General features: G+C 47.6%; 13 protein-coding genes and 1 pseudogene. 2 read left to right on the top strand and 12 right to left on the bottom strand.

Features of this window, described 5'->3' with window-relative positions; translation table 11 throughout:
- Positions 1 to 10: 10 nt before the first annotated feature.
- The 8 genes from QUB08_RS16130 to hflX form a co-directional block, all read right to left on the bottom strand.
- Positions 11 to 289, bottom strand: coding sequence for a hypothetical protein (locus QUB08_RS16130; RefSeq protein ID WP_333225660.1), 279 nt, complete (start codon positions 287 to 289; stop codon positions 11 to 13).
- Positions 290 to 456: 167 nt separating this feature from the next.
- Complete coding sequence (locus tag QUB08_RS16125; protein WP_333154909.1) at positions 457 to 1038, bottom strand: hypothetical protein; 582 nt, start codon at positions 1036 to 1038, stop codon at positions 457 to 459.
- Positions 1039 to 1204: 166 nt separating this feature from the next.
- Complete coding sequence (locus tag QUB08_RS16120; RefSeq protein WP_333225659.1) at positions 1205 to 3046, bottom strand: CHAT domain-containing protein; 1842 nt, start codon at positions 3044 to 3046, stop codon at positions 1205 to 1207.
- Positions 3047 to 3154: 108 nt separating this feature from the next.
- Positions 3155 to 4294 (bottom strand): Gfo/Idh/MocA family oxidoreductase, encoded by a 1140-nt coding sequence (locus QUB08_RS16115; protein ID WP_333225658.1) that lies wholly within the window; start codon positions 4292 to 4294, stop codon positions 3155 to 3157.
- A gap of 208 nt (positions 4295 to 4502) precedes the next feature.
- On the bottom strand, positions 4503 to 5462 hold the full coding sequence (gshB, locus tag QUB08_RS16110) for a glutathione synthase (RefSeq protein WP_333225657.1): 960 nt from the start codon (positions 5460 to 5462) through the stop codon (positions 4503 to 4505).
- Positions 5463 to 5529: 67 nt separating this feature from the next.
- On the bottom strand, positions 5530 to 5793 hold the full coding sequence (gene grxC, locus QUB08_RS16105; protein WP_333225656.1) for a glutaredoxin 3: 264 nt from the start codon (positions 5791 to 5793) through the stop codon (positions 5530 to 5532).
- 632 nt (positions 5794 to 6425) lie between these two features.
- Positions 6426 to 6722, bottom strand: coding sequence for a PEP-CTERM sorting domain-containing protein (locus QUB08_RS16100; protein WP_333225705.1), 297 nt, complete (start codon positions 6720 to 6722; stop codon positions 6426 to 6428).
- 525 nt (positions 6723 to 7247) lie between these two features.
- Positions 7248 to 8840 carry a GTPase HflX gene (gene hflX / locus QUB08_RS16095; protein ID WP_333225655.1) on the bottom strand — a complete coding sequence of 531 codons (1593 nt, stop codon included), beginning with the start codon at positions 8838 to 8840 and terminating at the stop codon, positions 7248 to 7250.
- Positions 8841 to 9417: 577 nt separating this feature from the next.
- Between hflX and QUB08_RS16090 the strand changes: the two genes are divergently transcribed.
- Positions 9418 to 9630 carry a chlorophyll a/b-binding protein gene (locus QUB08_RS16090; RefSeq protein WP_333041855.1) on the top strand — a complete coding sequence of 71 codons (213 nt, stop codon included), beginning with the start codon at positions 9418 to 9420 and terminating at the stop codon, positions 9628 to 9630.
- Positions 9631 to 9928: 298 nt separating this feature from the next.
- Positions 9929 to 10207, top strand: coding sequence for a photosystem I reaction center subunit PsaK (gene psaK / locus QUB08_RS16085; protein ID WP_333225654.1), 279 nt, complete (start codon positions 9929 to 9931; stop codon positions 10205 to 10207).
- Between the two features lie 151 nt (positions 10208 to 10358).
- Here the strand turns inward: psaK and QUB08_RS16080 are convergent, their stop codons facing one another.
- From QUB08_RS16080 to iscB, 4 genes and pseudogenes are all read right to left on the bottom strand, one after another.
- Positions 10359 to 10907, bottom strand: a complete 549-nt coding sequence (locus tag QUB08_RS16080; RefSeq protein WP_333225653.1) for a DUF1349 domain-containing protein — start codon at positions 10905 to 10907, stop codon at positions 10359 to 10361.
- A 6-nt stretch (positions 10908 to 10913) separates the two neighbouring features.
- Entirely contained in the window at positions 10914 to 11684 is a 771-nt protein-coding gene (locus QUB08_RS16075; RefSeq protein WP_333225652.1) for a CPBP family intramembrane glutamic endopeptidase, read from the bottom strand.
- Positions 11685 to 11978: 294 nt separating this feature from the next.
- Positions 11979 to 14852, bottom strand: a complete 2874-nt coding sequence (locus QUB08_RS16070) for a zinc-dependent metalloprotease (protein ID WP_333225651.1) — start codon at positions 14850 to 14852, stop codon at positions 11979 to 11981.
- A gap of 87 nt (positions 14853 to 14939) precedes the next feature.
- Positions 14940 to 16154 (bottom strand): annotated as a pseudogene (gene iscB, locus QUB08_RS16065) (RNA-guided endonuclease IscB).
- Between the last annotated feature and the right edge of the window lie 8 nt (positions 16155 to 16162).

Here is a 16162-nt window from a genome sequence, read left to right as displayed (position 1 = left end):
ATTTTAGATTTTAGCATTGACCCCACGGATCAATTCGGGGGGCAAGTTTCATCGGATACAGGTTTTTTATTTCTGGACGGATGAATTCGGGGGCTTTTATCCTGGGTGCGAGGGGGTCAAAAGCAATCTTCGGCAAGGATTTCAGCAATGTCAGCAACAGGCTTTCGGGCCTGTTCCACCATAAAAAATATTTCTTGTGGGCCGTTTCTGCGACGCCGCCCATAAAAAGCTGATTGAAAATGCTGCCACATCCCAGTCCTAACCGTCGGGCGCGCTTGCTATAGTTCAAAAAAAATTATCTTGTCTAAAAATCCAATAGGATTGCTATATCAAACTATAGCAATCCCTAGGATTTAACAATTAGACGAATTTGACATCTAACTAAAGGTAGATTAATTTTATATTAATTTAAAAAAATTACCGCGATCGCAGCACAAAAATTTAGCCATCCAAAAACTAATCAGCAATTTCTAATTGCGAGATTGCATAGCGGGCGACAGCCAAACTAACCCTGGCTTGTTCTATTTCCGACAATTGGGCCCAAGGTCTTTTAGTAGCCATCACTAATTCTCCCCCTTCCGAATCAACATCTCGCATGGCATAAGCCAAAGGACGTGCCAACACCTGCAAATCTTCCTCAGCCCACTGAGGCAAAATATCTAAGACGCACTCTACCATTTGGTCAGCTAAAGATTGATACTTAACAGTAGCGTTTTGCACGCTTTGAGCGATGCTGGCCAGAAAATCTTGAGGAACGCGAGCAAATTTTTCGCGCAAAGACTTTTGCAGAGCAGTCGTCAGCCAAACTTGTTCTAATTGCGAGAATAAAACTTGGGACTTCAGGGCAATATCGCTGTCGCTGAATGAATCAGATAGCGCAAATTCCTGCTCTAGGGCAGTTAAATAAGATTCCGATTCAAGCTGTGCAGGATTCCAGGGGTAAGCAACATCAGTCTGAACAATTGTGGCGAGAAGTTCCATCTGGGCCTGAGTTTGAGAATCGCGAAAATATTCAGAATCAGTAGATTGGGTAGCCATGATGTAATACCTAAGTGGGAAAAGGAAAAGACAGAGGGGGGACTGTGCCAAGAGCTAGTGCCGAGCTATCAGTGGTGAGTAACTCTCTTAAATTCCGACTGGAGACTTAACGCCTAGAACTTTCCTGTGCTACTCGCCGCTTGTCTTCATTAGCTACACCCGCACCTTAATTCGTTCCGCAATCAGTCTCACTGTAGCCCGAAGTTTTAGGAACCTCAATAGTGAACTCAAAAATCTGACCTTGAGAACTGCCAAATTTTAGCTGAGTCCCGCTGCGTAGCAGCAATTCTTGGTGGTGAACTCTCTGCCATCCCTCAGATCCCAAAACTAGAGTCCCGTAGCGAGAAAAATCGCGCAGGAAGTAGCTAGGTTCTTCCCGGCTATCTCCGATCGTGTTGCGGCAGAAAATCTCGGCGTGTTTTTGAGAAACCCACTGTTCTCGAATCACTACGTCGTTTTCTTCCCAGCGTCCAACTCGAACCATACCTGCGCGAATCGGCCAAACCTGATTGCTCGATTCGGTGGATTTGGCATTTGGTCGATCGCGCCCCCGCAAATAAGCACAAGACGGCAACCGTCCCAGCCAAGTAGAAGAATTTAAAGGCAATTCAGTTTTCAGGTCATCTACCGGCTCAGTTAGCTGACCGTCAAACTCAGGGTGCATATACAGCACAGGCAGCGTCCAAGCCGGTTGATTGAACTTGTAGAGGGTCAATAACTGCTGTCTGGCGACGGCGACGGCGCGATCGATCGACATCCGTCCGGCCAAAGCTTGGGCAAAACTTTGGATAAAACTCAGGGCCTCGCGATCGGCGATCGAGTCCCGCATCCCCAACACCGCAGGCACCCCGTGATGGATCAGTACCTCAGCCAAACTGCTGCGGGCGATCGCCTGTTGCTGGCCGTTAGTTGAGTGCAGCCTCTCCACCGCCGGCTGAGCTCCCCAGCAGGCATTAAACACCGCCAGCGTCACGCGGCACCGAACTAATACCTGAGCTAGTTCAGTGCCATTAATTGCCGTTTCCGGTCCCAAAAACAGCAAACCGCCGTCGGGGCCCGGTATCCCGTGGCCGGCGTAAAACAGAATGTTGTAAGCTTGCGTTTCCAGCCGAGAAATGAGTTCCGCCGGAGTAGGTTCGATCAGAGTATCGACGCGAGTCGGAACGCTGATGTCAAAATATTTGCCGCTGTCGTCGGTTTGAAAAGCACTTTCCAGAACCCCAGCTAGGGCGAGTGCTTCTTCTCCCAACTGCAAATGACCGTTATTGCTGTTGGAAAATTGAGAATTAGCACTACTGCGGCCGGGTTCTGCTTGTCCCAAAACTAGCAAAATGTTGAGCGACTCCGCAGGCTGCAGGGGTGGCAAAGGTTCAACATTGCTGGTAGTGCGGCTGAACAGCAGTTGCTGCGACAGAGAAATTGCCGGTTGACCGGCTTGAGGCTGCATAATTTCCCAAGGCAAAGCAATTAAATACGGTTCGCGCAAGTCTACACGTACTCGCAGGGGTAGATTTTGCCCGATCGCGATACCTTTACTTTCCTGGAGACTACCCTGAATCGGCCCTTCAAACAGCCACTGCCAAAGATTAATCCCCAAATGCTGCATCAGGCGGCTGCTGTAGCTTGCCGGTGGCCGAGGCGGATGCTGATCCCCTTTGTCGCCCCGCCCCCGTTGACCGAGGTGGAGCGGCACAGAGGGGGTCGCTGGAGCGAGGTCTAGCGACTGAAGACTTCGTTGTTCAGTTTCTGCCAGTATATTCTGGTTGTTTTCCGGCGAGACGAAACTGCCATCAGGATTTAGGGGCAATTCGTGAATTGTCCCGGAGGGCGAAAACATTTCCTGCCAAGCTTTCCAAGATTGGGATAGGGTATCGGGCCACATACAGTCGTGGTGAACGTACCCGCTGGGATAGGGAGCTTGTAGAACCCAAGTGGCAAAATGGTTTGCCCCAGCGGTTCTCAGGCGAGCGATCGCTATACTGAGGCAAGGACTTTCAGGGCGCGCCATTCACAACTACCGACTCTGGATATAGGGTTAAATTGAGTTTCTCTATTTGTAGTTTATCGGGTTTGGGGTGCGATCGAGTGCGAGAGATTGCTTTGGGATGTTTCACTTTTACTTAGTGCCCAAAAATTTATCTATACTCGGTAAATCTACCCAAGTTCCCGTAGCATTCGACTCCTGGGTCAAATCCATCAACAACTGCGAGTAAACCCCTTCTCTGAGGGACGGTATCAAGGATTTACCGGCATCTATTGCTTCTACCCACCTATCTACTACTCGAATAAACGGTGCAATTCTCCCGTCTGGATAAACTTGAGGAAACTCCAATCTTTGAGGAATTTTGATTTCAGCTAAAGGTTCTCCACCTTGGGAACCCCACAAGCGAAATCCGTGGACGTAATCTTGCTGGTTGTCGCTTCCCAACACCAACGTACCCTTACTCCCGTATATTTCCACCCAGTGTCCCCGCCCTTGATACGTAACAGAACTCAAACAAACTTGACAAGGAGTTCCCCCGGCTAATTCCAACATCAACGTGCAAGAATCATCTGCATCAACTAATTTTAAATTTCCCGAATCATTCGGATCGGGCCGCCGCGAAATTCCTGTAATCAATTGCCCAGAAAGCCTCTGCGGCGCGCCGAACAGCCAGCTAATATAATCAAAAACGTGAGAACCAGTCGCGCCCAAAACTCCGCCGCCTCGATCTTTCTGCGCGTACCAATTCCAAGGGCGACTCGCATCAGCGCGGCTCGAAACCAGCCAATCAATCTTAATTAAACGCTTTTCTCCCACATATTCTGCTGCCAATAATTCTGCTAGCATTTGCCATGCGGGGATGAAGCGAAACTCAAAGTCCATTGTGGCAATTGCTCTCGAACCACCCTTTTTAAAATCGGTTTGAGATTCGTTGTTTGCCAATCGGTAAAGTTCCCTGGCTTCATTGGCTGTCAGGGCTGTGGGTTTTTCTAATAATAAATGTTTGCCTGCTTCCAAGACGGTTTTTGCCATTTCAAAATGCAAAAACGGCGGTGTGGAAATGCTGACTCCCGCCACTTCTGGGATGGCTACTATATCGGCGATCGAGTCGCAAGCATAGGGGATATTGTGGGTAGAGGCGAGATCCTTTGCTTTGTCTAAATTCCGGTGATAAACAGCCACAACCTCTGTCCGGTGATGGGCCTGGAATCCGGGAAGGTGTACTTTTTGACCGAAACCGGTACCGACTACTGCAACGCCAATTTTTGACATAATTTAATAATTGGGAATTGTTAACTGTTGACTGTTGACTGTTAACTGTTGACTGTTGGCAGTTGGCAGTTGGTAGTTGGTAGTTGGTAGTTGGCAGTTGTTAGTTGTTAGTTGTTATTTGTTATTTGTTAGCTGCGACCAATAATTAATGACCAATAACTAATAACTAATACCGACTAACCAATGACTAATGACTAATGACTACTGACTACTGACTAACTACCCATTCAATTACTTGTTTGCCCAAACAAACCCCGTCAAATAAGTCAATTTCTCTGAGCCCTGTAGGGCTGGTGACATTAACTTCCGTGAGATAACCGCCAATGATATCAATGCCGACAAAGTACAGTCCATCTCGTTGCAGCACGGGCTCTAATTGAGTGCAAATTTCCAGTTCGCGATCTGTAATTTCGGTTTTTGCGACTCGGCCACCGACGGCCATGTTGCCGCGAAATTCATTACCAGTGGGAATACGGTTGATAGCACCGATCGGCTTGCCGTTCAACAGCACTATCCGCTTGTCTCCCTCTTTGGCTTCCGGCAGATAAGTCTGAACCATCACGGGAATTTGCCCTTGTTGAGTGCTAATTTCGACGAGGGAGTTGAGATTGCGATCGCCCGCCTCCAAAAACAAAATCCCCTCGCCAGCTTTACCGCCCAAGGGTTTAAGAACTGCCGCTCCTTTTTTCTCAACAAATTGCCGAATTACCTGCTTGTTTTGAGAAACAATTGTTTCGGGGATCGCTCCCTCAAATTGCAAAGCATACATCTTTTCATTCGCCGCCCGCAATCCTTTGGGACTGTTAACTACCAAAGTTTTAGTAGGATCGATGCCATCTAGAAGGTAAGTAGCGTAGAGGTAAGGAATGTTAACTGGGGGGTCTGTCCGCATAAATACTGCGTCCATTGCTTCCAGAGGCTGCAAAGTAGGCTGTTCTACCTGGTACCAAGCCTCAGCCGCCTCCCAGCGTCCCTCTACCACTTTTACTGGGGTGAGGGCTACCCGACTCAGCATTGCCCAAGTTTTGCCGCCGATGACGCTTAGTTCGTTGGCTTGAGTTGCCCACACTTCGTGACCCAACTCTTGAGCGGCTTCCATCAGCGCTACGCTGGTATCGTGTCCTGGAATTAGTCGCGCGAGGGGATCGATGATGAATGCAAATTTCATTGTCAATTAAAATTAAGAATGGGTCGCAGGAAAATTTGGGCTAACGGAAAATTCGACAAGGAATGCCTCATTTTGCTGCTAGGAGGGGGTCTAGCTGGCCTAGAGCATCGAGTTTGTGGATGTCGTCGCAGCCACCTATGTGTTGGTCGTTAATGAATATCTGGGGCAGGGTGCGTCCTCCGTTGGCTCGATCGCTCATTTGAACCCGTGCTGCTTCATCTCCGTCGATCGCGTACTCTGTAAAATCAATCCCTTTTCGCTTCAGCAGTGCTTTGGCACGAACGCAAAACGGGCAGGTTCTCCAAGTGTAAATTTCTACTTTAGGGGTCATGAGACGCTCAAACAATAACAATATTTTTTAATTGTAATCTTAACCATAGTGCGGACTGTTTTTACTTCCTAGGCTGAAACCCTCGATTTTTCGTTGGTAGCAAACTTGCCTAGGAGCCTTGAAACCCTTATTATACGGTGGGTTATCAAAAACTGTGCGAAGCATTGATCTTAACCAATCTTATTTTAATTTTTATATTTTAATTTTTATTATATATAGCAACATATAGCAACCTTATCTGTTGCACCGGAGGTTATTCATTGCTGAAACCCTTGCCAGGAAGTGCATTTGCCTTCTTCCTTGTTTTTACCCTGACCAGGAATTTCAAAGGTGGTACCCGCCACGTGATTTATCCGTGGAATCAATCCCAAATCTCAAATCTCAAATCCTCAAGAAAGAGCATTTATCCGTGGGGTCGCCTCTAAAATCTCAAATCTCAAATCTCAAATCGATTGACTGAAGTCGCTATCGCTTTCTTCCTTCAACATCCGGCTCTATTTGCAGCGCACAAGCGAGGTGTCAAGTTATTTTTTATACAATTTTTTATTTCTTATATAAATTTAAGTAAACAAATACCCACGCTAAAAAAAACGGAGACATTATAAAGGCAAACAGGTTGGTCATCAGCCTGCCTAGCGCTGCGGACCAACCTGCTTGTTTCGCTTTCTGCACGAACATATCATTCCTGCACCTGTCAGTAGGACTGCGATCGCAGTACCCGGTTCAGGAATAGCAGTTGAGTTTCTCGAAGGTGTGCCTGTGTATATTTGGGACAAACTCGGGGTCGGCAATGGCGGGTCGGGTTCCGGGCTGGGGGGTGGAGATGGCGGGCTGGGGGCACAGGCACTAGAGTAATTAAAAGGCCCACACACATCTACTTGTGCTGAAGCCGGAGGGGCGGCAGCTAGATAGTAAAACGCTGTTGCCATTGTGGCAGAGAGTCCAATTGCTAGTTTTGCCAGTGGCGTACACATAACTATTTAGTTAAACAGTGGTAAAATCGAAAAATAGAAATAGTCCTAGAGATTAGCGCTGTACCACGGGCAAGGATTTTAGAGTTCTTACAATAAATGGATGTATTCTCTGGCCGACGTCTGTAAAAGATAGTATAGCGCTTGAGGTGAGTGCCCAAACACTTTAATAATAATATTATTCTCTTTCACCTTGACGTCGCGTACCGTGGTTGGGGCAGGTGGTTGGGCCAGAGTGAAGCAACATCTTTTTGCAACCTCTGAACCAACAGCCGTTACAGCCATTAACAAAGAGTGTTTTGACCTTGACCGCGGCCTCCGGAAATTATTTATTTAACCGATCGCAAAATAGAGCTGCTGTATTGTACTTTGCCATGCACAATCTGACTACTCTTTTATAATCTCATAGTTCGACTAGATCTGTCCTCAGTATATGTACGTATATTCCCCCATGTCAACTATTCAAAAGGAATATTTAAGTGTTTACCGAGGGTAGAGGGCGTATTGAACGAGCTGAGCTAGTCTGTCGCGGAGAGTTTCCATCCCGAGACCTTTGGCCGCCGAAATAAATACTGCTTGAGGAAATTCTTCTCGGGCGAGGGCGAGAGTCTCTCCATCTACGGCATCGATTTTGTTAAAAACTACAAGGGCTGGGCCGGGAGTTACGGGCATATCGGTCAAAATATTCATCACCGATCTAATTTGGCTCTGCCACGCGGGATGGGAGAGATCGACAAGGTGCAGCAAAGCATCGGCGTCAGTGACTTCTTCGAGGGTAGCCCGAAAAGCGTCGATCAAGGCGGGAGGCAGTTCGCGAATAAAGCCCACTGTATCTGTGAGGACGATCGACAGGGGTTCCCCGGTGACGCCGGAAATGGTCAACCGTCGAGTTGTGGGGTCGAGGGTGGCAAATAACTGGTCGGCGGCATAGACTTCGGAATTTGTGAGCAGGTTGAGCAGAGTCGATTTACCCGCGTTGGTGTAGCCGACGATCGCGACTGAGGGTACCTCGTGATGATGCCGGTTCTGCCGCAGCCGGAAGCGGTGGGCCAGCAGTTGATTTACTTCTTGCTGCAATCGAGAAATGCGTTTGGCGATCGTCCGCCGTTCGGTTTCTAGCTTGGTTTCCCCAGGGCCTCTGGTACCGATGCCGCCACCCTGTCTCGACATTGCCTGACCGCGACCTCTGAGCCGGGGCAGGGCATACTCTAGCTGAGCGAGTTCGACTTGCAATTTACCCTCGCTCGATCGAGCTCTTTGGGCAAAGATGTCGAGAATTACCTCTGTTCGATCAACTACCGGGATACCTATCTGAGTTTCCAAGTTCCGTATTTGTGCGGGGTTCAGGTCGCGATCGAATACCACGAGGTTAGCGCTAATCGTCTGAGCGGTGAGGGAAATTTCCTGAACTTTGCCTTCCCCGACGACTGTTTGCGGATGGGGGCGCGATCGTTTTTGGCGCACTGTTTGCAGAACCTGACCCCCGGCGCTTTCAACCAGCCGCGTGATTTCTGCGAGTCCGTCCTCAAACTCCAACTGAGTCATGTGCTGAGTCATTACACCTACCAACAGCACTTTGTCTTGGTCTGCATCGACCTGCTTAGCGACAAACTCTGCTTCAAACTCTGCTTCGAGTCCTTCCACTAAATCCAGAAAGTCTTGGTCGGCGAGTTCGTCCAAATTCAGCGGTTCTGATATTTTCCAGGGAAAGTGTGGAGTTTGAATTAGTGACTTTTGAATTGAAGGCTCTTCTATTTCATCAGTTGCATCTGGTTCTAACTGAGCGCTCAAAACAGAGAACTCAAAATTTGGCCGATCTCCCTGGGGTATCAGGTGAGCGAGATAAGTTTCTTGGATGTAACCAGTCGCACCGCCACCGCGACGCTGAAATCCTCCGCCGGTCAGTGTCAGCCAAACCAGAGCGTCCAGGCGCTGAATTGCCATTGCTGTGAGGGCTGCTTCGCTTGGGGTTTCTGGCTTCAGGTGGGTGGCGATGCAGCGAATGCCACTGAGGCGACCTCCCCCGTAGCGGGGCAATTCTAAGGGCGCAATCTGCGTTTGCCGGGGTGAACCCACGCCGACGCGAATTACTTGTCCGCGGCGGTTGATGTAGGTGCAGATTGGTTTGTCTATTTCCGTGCTGATGGCGGCGACGCGCTGGGCGAATTCTGCCGTGGTGATGCGATCGCCCGGTAGTCGCTGGTGGTAAAGCTTTTCGAGTTGCTTGAGCTGGCTGGACTTTAAACCTTGAAGATTGCCGTAGATGGTTTCGATAACTGTTTCTCCCGATCGATCTGTTTATCTCCTATTTTAGTTAACTCAAGGGCGATGTGTTCGGGTTTTAAGCTGAAATTTACTAAATTTTCTTGCCTCTAGCAGAGCACGGATTCAGTATAGTCGAGTCACCAGCGCCGTTGTTTGCCGCTACGGGGCGATCGGGCTTTTCACAGTAGCAATCTCAACTTCCACTTGTATTTAGTATCCAGAGATACAGGCGATCGCTGAAAAATCTAGCGCAACAAAACTTAACACTTTATTTTCCGTTTCAAAATCCTCCTTTAGACTTGTGTGTATCTTGAGCCTAGAGACAGATAGCAAAGCAGAAATTAGGCCGCTACCATGAGAAGCGAACATTGTTAAGGAATGTAAAAACATGGAAACTCGCCCTACTAACCTCCCTCCTACGGCTAATGCTTACAACGGCAAAGATCGGAATGCCTTTTTGTTTGGCTTCAACCCGCAAGCAGAACTTTGGAACGGTCGCTTAGCGATGATCGGTTTCTTAGCTTATTTGCTCTGGGATGCTGCTGGATATAGCGTTCTGCGCGACATTCTCCACTTTCTGCCTACCTACATTGCTCAGTAATGACGAGCAGTCTATCCTGTCTGGCAGCGTGAGGAAATGCCGCCACTGCCCGACAGGCTAAAAGTTACAAATGGCAGCGAGTATGGTTTTGTCCCTTTGTATCTTTCGTTACTTTTGAATGGCATTAAAAGACTTCTTGCTGTGATTAGATAATTACGGGTGGGGGCGCTGTCGCTGGCGCGGTGAATATTAATAGCAACAGATATTTATTGCGTAAAGGCGATCGCCCCTGCTGTATTTTTGGCAAGAAATCTCATGGAGCATTTCTGATAATTTATGAAAAATAGGAGCATCAACAATGATTAACTCAAATTTACTGGCAGTAGTAGAATCGACTGTGACTGACACAGCATCAGGAAATTGGCAAAAGCCTTTGGTGATGTTTGTTTGCAATATCTTAGCATTGTTAGTTCTCAGCCGCCGAATTTGGTATCCCCACGTCGGGCCGAAAATGCCTTTGCCCTTCCCGTCTTTGTTCAACAATGTTAGCGTACCAGCATTTCTGGCTTGCATGAGCGCCGGTCATTTGCTGGGAGTATTCGCGATTTTGGGGCTGAGTATCGACAAGGCTATCTAGTAGTAATTGAGATCCTTTTGTGGCGAATTCTTGCTGCAATTGGTTTGTTAAAAAGCGGACAAAAAATGGCAGGGGTAAGTGAAAAGCACTCACCCCTAATTTTAATTTTATATATGGAGTGGCGCCGAAATCGTTTTTTTTACCATCCACATTAGCTCAGCTTACTATGCTTAAAGCCTTCAAATTCGACTGCAAAGCCTTCACCTTGGGGAGCCGCACACATTAACCCAACTTGAACGATTGGTGACTCAGTTAGATATGCCAGTCGCATCATTGAATAGTCTGACCCATTCAACGAGTATAGCACTTCCACCGTTTCAGCTCGGCGCTTTACCCGCAGCCACAGGGAAACAGGCGGCACTTCAAGCGGCATAACAGACCAATCGGAATAGTCTCGTGTCACAACCGCACTCACGTTTTGCACTCCCTCAACAAACTCAATACCGCACTTGAGCCAGATATTTTCGCTCTCTCGAATCATCAATCCTGCTTGATCGTAGAGCGATCGATAGCAACCAGTAATTTTGACTTCGGCCGTAAAGTCGCCTGACACTTGACGGTAGTAAAAGTTGCCGTTATCGCGAATGAATCCGTAATGAGTGTGCCGCCAAAAGTCAGTCTTTGCGCCGGCGGTAATGTGGATAACATCGTTATCCTCATGCCATTGTAAAGGTTCGTTGTACCATTGCATTGTTTGCATCTCTTGCTAACTTCCTCCAATTCCGTGCAGTACCAAATCAGCCAAAAAATGAGATAACATAGCGTATTCTAATCCCCAACGCCAGTAAAGAAAACCAAAGGGAATCCCTAAGACGGCATTGAGTGTAATGGTGCGGAGAATGACGATCGGGGTTAATGCCCAGACATGGGCAGCCGCAGGCAAATGACCCACACCAAACAATATTGCCGCCGCCACAATTGCCAGCCAAAAAATCAATGTAGAGGGTTGCGGTTTGTCTCGCTCAAAAATCTTCCAAAGTAGCCACGCAATCAATGTCATACCGAACAGTCGCAGCAAGAGTTCTTCGGTTATGCCTCCGTAGAAGGAAGCTAATATGCGTTTCCAGAGGTCAATTTCGAGCGTTGTTGGAGTTGCCATTGGCGGCATCCAAGGTTGGAAAGCTAAACTCAATCCAATCAGGACGACTCCACCGATGCAGCCTACAATTAGCGCCGTGTTAAGGCCAGATTTAGATATTGGCGCGAAAGGCTGTCGATATACCAAAGCACGAGCTATGGGGGTATCAAGTCCGATCGAGTTACCGAGGCGAAGCCCAATCCAATTCAGGAGAATCAAAAGAAGTCCCGTTTGAAGGGCGGAGGCAATAGCTATAACAGGTAAGGGTGTAGGCAGTTGCCCGATTGCTGGATTCAGAGACAGCGCATAAGGAAATAATGCCAACGCTGCCAGAGTGCCCAGTAAGGCCCAAAATAGCGCCAATCGCAGGTGATGTTTGTTGGAAGTATCTGTAGTCATAATTTTTGATTGCAGATAGAAACACCCAATTAATAAGGCTCGCGAATTAAATCATTTACACTCTTGAAAGTGGGGAGTAGGGGTTGGGCGTCCCGCCCGCCCTTTCTGGACGGGCGGGACGCCCATCCCACAAGAACCATGACGCATTGTAAGTTATTTAATTCTCATTCCTAAGTCAAGAATTACGCACTTCCACCAAAGAAACCGGGTTTTTTATCGAATCTGCGGGTGGCCACGAAATATTCTCGTAAAAAACCCGGTTTCTGGGTCCCCATGCGTAAGCCCTATATAAGATTAATTTGACTGAATTTGCGAATTCAAAACCTTAGAAATTCGATCGCGCGTTTCCTCCAAATGAGCCCGCGTATAAGCATCAGCATTCCGATCCAAATTCCGAATACTCTTACTCAAACCCTCCCGCAACTGCCGCAACTCATACCAAGCCAAACTCCGCGCATCCTCTGGAACACTTGTTTTTCGCAACACCATTCCGATCAAAATTGCTAAATGTTCCCGCTGCAAAGAACGCCGAAAAGTTGAAATTTGCATCTTCTTTTCCGGCTGCAAAACCTCTTGCCAGATATCCTTTTGCACAGTATTCAACACTTCCGGCAACCTCAAAGCAGTTTCCGGCGCGGATTTTAATTCTGCATCCCGCAGTCTCGCCAAGCGCATCGGAGATAGCAAAACCCGCAACACAAACCGCTGCAAAAAAGTAATTCGATCGCCGATCGGGTAATCTAGAGGAAACACCAAAGCCGGACTTCCCCAGTGTTCCCAGCGCGAAGGCGCCAATTTATTCAGCAATTCCGGCGCAAAACTAAACGCATCCGGCGCAAAAACGTACTTTTCAAGGGTTGCTAATGCTTCTCGCTGCTGAGAAAGTTCGATCGGCACAAACGGCAACTTCCCATTAGTATCTCCAGGGCGAATCCGATTAAACGACTGCCCCCCCACATACAAAGTCGCATTCATCACCTGCTGAACATAATACCCGAACACCGAATCAAACATCACCCGCAGTTCGTTATAACCGTCTTTCCCAACCGGAATTCGCTTTTCCAAACGCTGCCACATCGCCCTAGCATTATCCAATTGCCATTGCGAATACCTCAGCATATTGGCGCTGAGATCAAAGGTATTTGCAGCGGGGTCAAGAATATCAACAGAATCCTCATCCGGCGCGTAAGCTAATTGGGGTTGGGCAGCGAGGCTGGCAATTTGTTGCAGCGCTGGTAAGTCGCTGTTGGGGTCCCGGCCGCCAATCACCTTGTAACCATACTCTATCGCCCAATCGTCATAGGGCCCTACAATCGTTGGAAAATAGTCGCCCTGCACAGTTCCCGGAGGTGCCAAATTAATCGGCACATAATCCATCACCGACGAAATCATACCTTGCGTGCGAGTTACCTGAGTATTGTTCAAATCCTCCGGTTGCAGCATCGTACTCCCGTGAAAATTGTGCCTCAAACCCAGAGTGTGACCGACTTCGTGCGCCGTCAAAAATCGGATATATTCATTAACATAATTGTCAATCGCCCCACTGCTAGGCGCTGCATTTTCCAACAGATCCATCGACATTGCCCCCATCGCAAACTGGCGGCTCGATTCCAACCCAAAACACATATCCGAACTCGACATCAACCGCGATAAAGGCGAGCGCTTTTGCTCTTGGTATCTTTCTACCAAAGTCGGCAAATCATCAGCCATTCCACCTTGAGCATTTTCCCCGCTGCTTTTTCCTAAATCCCCATTTTCTAGCACATTCAAATAGCGAGAATACATTCCGAACTGACAGGGATTGGTATTAGAACCGTTTCGCCCTTGAAAACTCTTAGATAGCGATCGATTTTGTTCCACCAAAGACCGATAGCCCTGTTTGATTTCCCGGACAACATTAGCATCCAACAGAATGTCAGCATCCAAAATTTCCCCCGTCAGCGGGTTAGTGCGAGACGGCCCGATGCCGGCAAACTGAGGCTCAAAAGAACTCGACCAGCGAATAGTATTGTAGCGAACGTCAGCCGGGTCCCATTTAGCATTGTCCGGCATTTGTTTGACCTGTATTGCCTCAGTAAAACCTGCCTTTTCAAAAGCTTTATTCCACTTCAAAACTCCCTCACTAATTGCGTTTCGGTATTCGGGAGGCACATTATTTTCAATCCAAAAGACGATCGGCTGCACCGGAGGCGACATCGGCGCTGTCGGGATTTGCTTTTGCAAATGCCAGCGATTGATATAGCGCACAAAAGGCTCCCGGCTGCTCTTGTCAGAAAAGTCCTTATATGCTGTAAGAAAATAGCCCACTCGCTCGTCCGCAAGTCTGGGGCGGTAGCCGTTATTTAGCGGCACTTCCGAGAAACTGTAGTGAATGCGGAGGTTAAAAGCCCGACTGTCAGGAACCGAAGGTAAATAGTTAATTTCACTGTCATTATCGCTAGAAAAACCATAGACAGAAGCAATCTCCACATTCAGCGGAAACGCTTTAACATCTTTAAAAGAAGACTTATCTGCATCGATCGAGTACGAAGCGCCCAAAAGCATCGGCAAAATCGCTTTTACCCCTGGTAAATCGCGTTTGTCGCTCATCAGCAAATCGCCTAAATCGATCAGCAGAGTTTGTCTTTGCGGATGAATGCTTTTGAGAGGCAAAGAATAGAGAATCGAGTCGCTAAATCCCCGTGCTACCGAACCTGCTTGCGGGTCGCCCGGACTGGTGCGAAAATTTATATTTGGTATCACAAACTGCACGTTATTTTGGACGCGCCGCAGTTGAAACAAGAAATCGCCGATCGGCATTCCGCTCAAAATGCCCGCTTCCCCCAAACCCGATGCCAATGTCACAAAGCACAGGAACTTTTTGTCGAGTTGTTGCGGTTTAATTTCCAGATATACTTTATCAGTTGCTTGATTGCGGTAAAGGGTAAATAATCCCTCTAACTTTTGTGCGTCTTGGACAACCTCTTCAAAGGGGGCCAGAGTTTGCTGTTCGCTACTTTGTTCGTTGCTGGGCGGCCCAGATGATAAAGCTACAGGTAAGAAGAAACCTTGATACAGACTGAAACAGAAAAATGCTAAAGATAATATAAAAAATATCAAAGGCAGATTTTTTCTGGCACTTTTTATCTGTGTATTTTTACTCTTCTCAGGAAATATCAATCTTTTCATAAAGACCTCGCGGTAGCTTGGAAACCCAGTGGCTTTAGCCCTGGGAGGAAAAGGGACACGGGATACTTTAGTATCCCGTCAACAGTCTTAAAATCCATAATTGTACCCATCCTTTTGATGAATAGAAAAACAATATTTGTGACTGATTCCTTGAATTAAGCCCTGGGCTGCTGACACATTAAAACTGCCAGATGAGCGGACAGCCACTCGGCCCGTATAAGTACCAATCTTTTTGCCCGAAGTAACAACTGCTTTTACAATATCGCCTGTCTGGAAACCCTTGACAAACTTAAATTTAGGAACGTACCTAGAAGGAAATCCAAACTGATCGGTGCGACACATCTGCCTTGAACCATGCCCCGTTGCTTTAATATTTAAAGGCTGATTTGCTGACACAGAAATCTCAGGTGTATTACCTACGCAAGCAGCATCAAAGAAGTGGGTTTTTGGTAATTCCAGCCGTATGCGGTTGAATTTGGTCAACCCGCCAGAACTCGTAATAATCTCTTTACCTGTCTCTTTTAAGCGATTAAACAAAGCCCATCGAGTCGAGTTAACAGCAGTGGCATCATTCAACGGCCGCTTAGCTTGTGCCACGATTTTTTTCAAAATATCGGTTTTTTTCGCCAAGAATATCTTGATGTCTTTAGTCCCTTTTTTTGTGTTGCAAGATTCGCAAGCTAAGCACAGATTAGATATTCTATTGGTTCCCCCCGACGCTCTAGGATGAATGTGCTCAACTTGTAGCGGTACATTTTCCGCGCCACAGTAAGCTCACCGCCTATCCCATTTTGCAAGAAGATACTCGCGGACTTCGTAGCCTTGCAGATCCCCTTGTTGATACTCAATCCCTGAAATCTCCGGGTTTTCCATTTTTTGTAAATCAAACCTAACCAATTCCTGAAAGATTGTCTTAACAGGTGCAAGCTTTGATAACTTGTTGACCCAAGTTAAAGTCGTCTCTACTCGGTGTTGGAGGCTGGGAGCTAACCAGCCTTTGGATCTAGTCCGGTTCAAAAATCTCGCTTGGCGATACCTTGTATGCCGACTTCTGCGGTTGCGCCGTAGAGAACGACGCGACTCTAGCGATGCCTTAATTGCTTGAGGGCGATGGGTTAGTTCGGCTACCCAGATCAGATTGGAATTCAGAAGTAGAGCAAACCCAGTAACTTTTGAACCGGGGTCAATCTTTAAAGTGACAGGCTGCGGGTATTGAACTACCTTTTTTTTCAAGTCGGGTAAGAGGGCATACGTCGCCGTATCCCCCTCCCCAACGAACCGGACGTGACACTTTCGCATCATCCGGCTCT

The organism is Microcoleus sp. BR0-C5 (genome assembly GCF_036705045.1).
GTDB lineage: Bacteria > Cyanobacteriota > Cyanobacteriia > Cyanobacteriales > Microcoleaceae > Microcoleus.
Note: the sequence above shows the minus strand (reverse complement) of the source record. Positions and strands in the feature narration are given on the sequence as shown.

Excerpts from the sequence above, each read along its gene's own strand:
- QUB08_RS16125 (WP_333154909.1), bottom strand. The coding sequence starts at position 1,038 with ATGGCTACCCAATCTACTGATTCTGAATATTTTCGCGATTCTCAAACT.
- QUB08_RS16120 (WP_333225659.1), bottom strand. The coding sequence starts at position 3,046 with ATGGCGCGCCCTGAAAGTCCTTGCCTCAGTATAGCGATCGCTCGCCTG.
- QUB08_RS16115 (WP_333225658.1), bottom strand. The coding sequence starts at position 4,294 with ATGTCAAAAATTGGCGTTGCAGTAGTCGGTACCGGTTTCGGTCAAAAA.
- gshB (WP_333225657.1), bottom strand. The coding sequence starts at position 5,462 with ATGAAATTTGCATTCATCATCGATCCCCTCGCGCGACTAATTCCAGGA.
- grxC (WP_333225656.1), bottom strand. The coding sequence starts at position 5,793 with ATGACCCCTAAAGTAGAAATTTACACTTGGAGAACCTGCCCGTTTTGC.
- QUB08_RS16100 (WP_333225705.1), bottom strand. The coding sequence starts at position 6,722 with ATGGCAACAGCGTTTTACTATCTAGCTGCCGCCCCTCCGGCTTCAGCA.
- QUB08_RS16090 (WP_333041855.1), top strand. The coding sequence starts at position 9,418 with ATGGAAACTCGCCCTACTAACCTCCCTCCTACGGCTAATGCTTACAAC.
- psaK (WP_333225654.1), top strand. The coding sequence starts at position 9,929 with ATGATTAACTCAAATTTACTGGCAGTAGTAGAATCGACTGTGACTGAC.
- QUB08_RS16080 (WP_333225653.1), bottom strand. The coding sequence starts at position 10,907 with ATGCAAACAATGCAATGGTACAACGAACCTTTACAATGGCATGAGGAT.
- QUB08_RS16075 (WP_333225652.1), bottom strand. The coding sequence starts at position 11,684 with ATGACTACAGATACTTCCAACAAACATCACCTGCGATTGGCGCTATTT.
- QUB08_RS16070 (WP_333225651.1), bottom strand. The coding sequence starts at position 14,852 with ATGAAAAGATTGATATTTCCTGAGAAGAGTAAAAATACACAGATAAAA.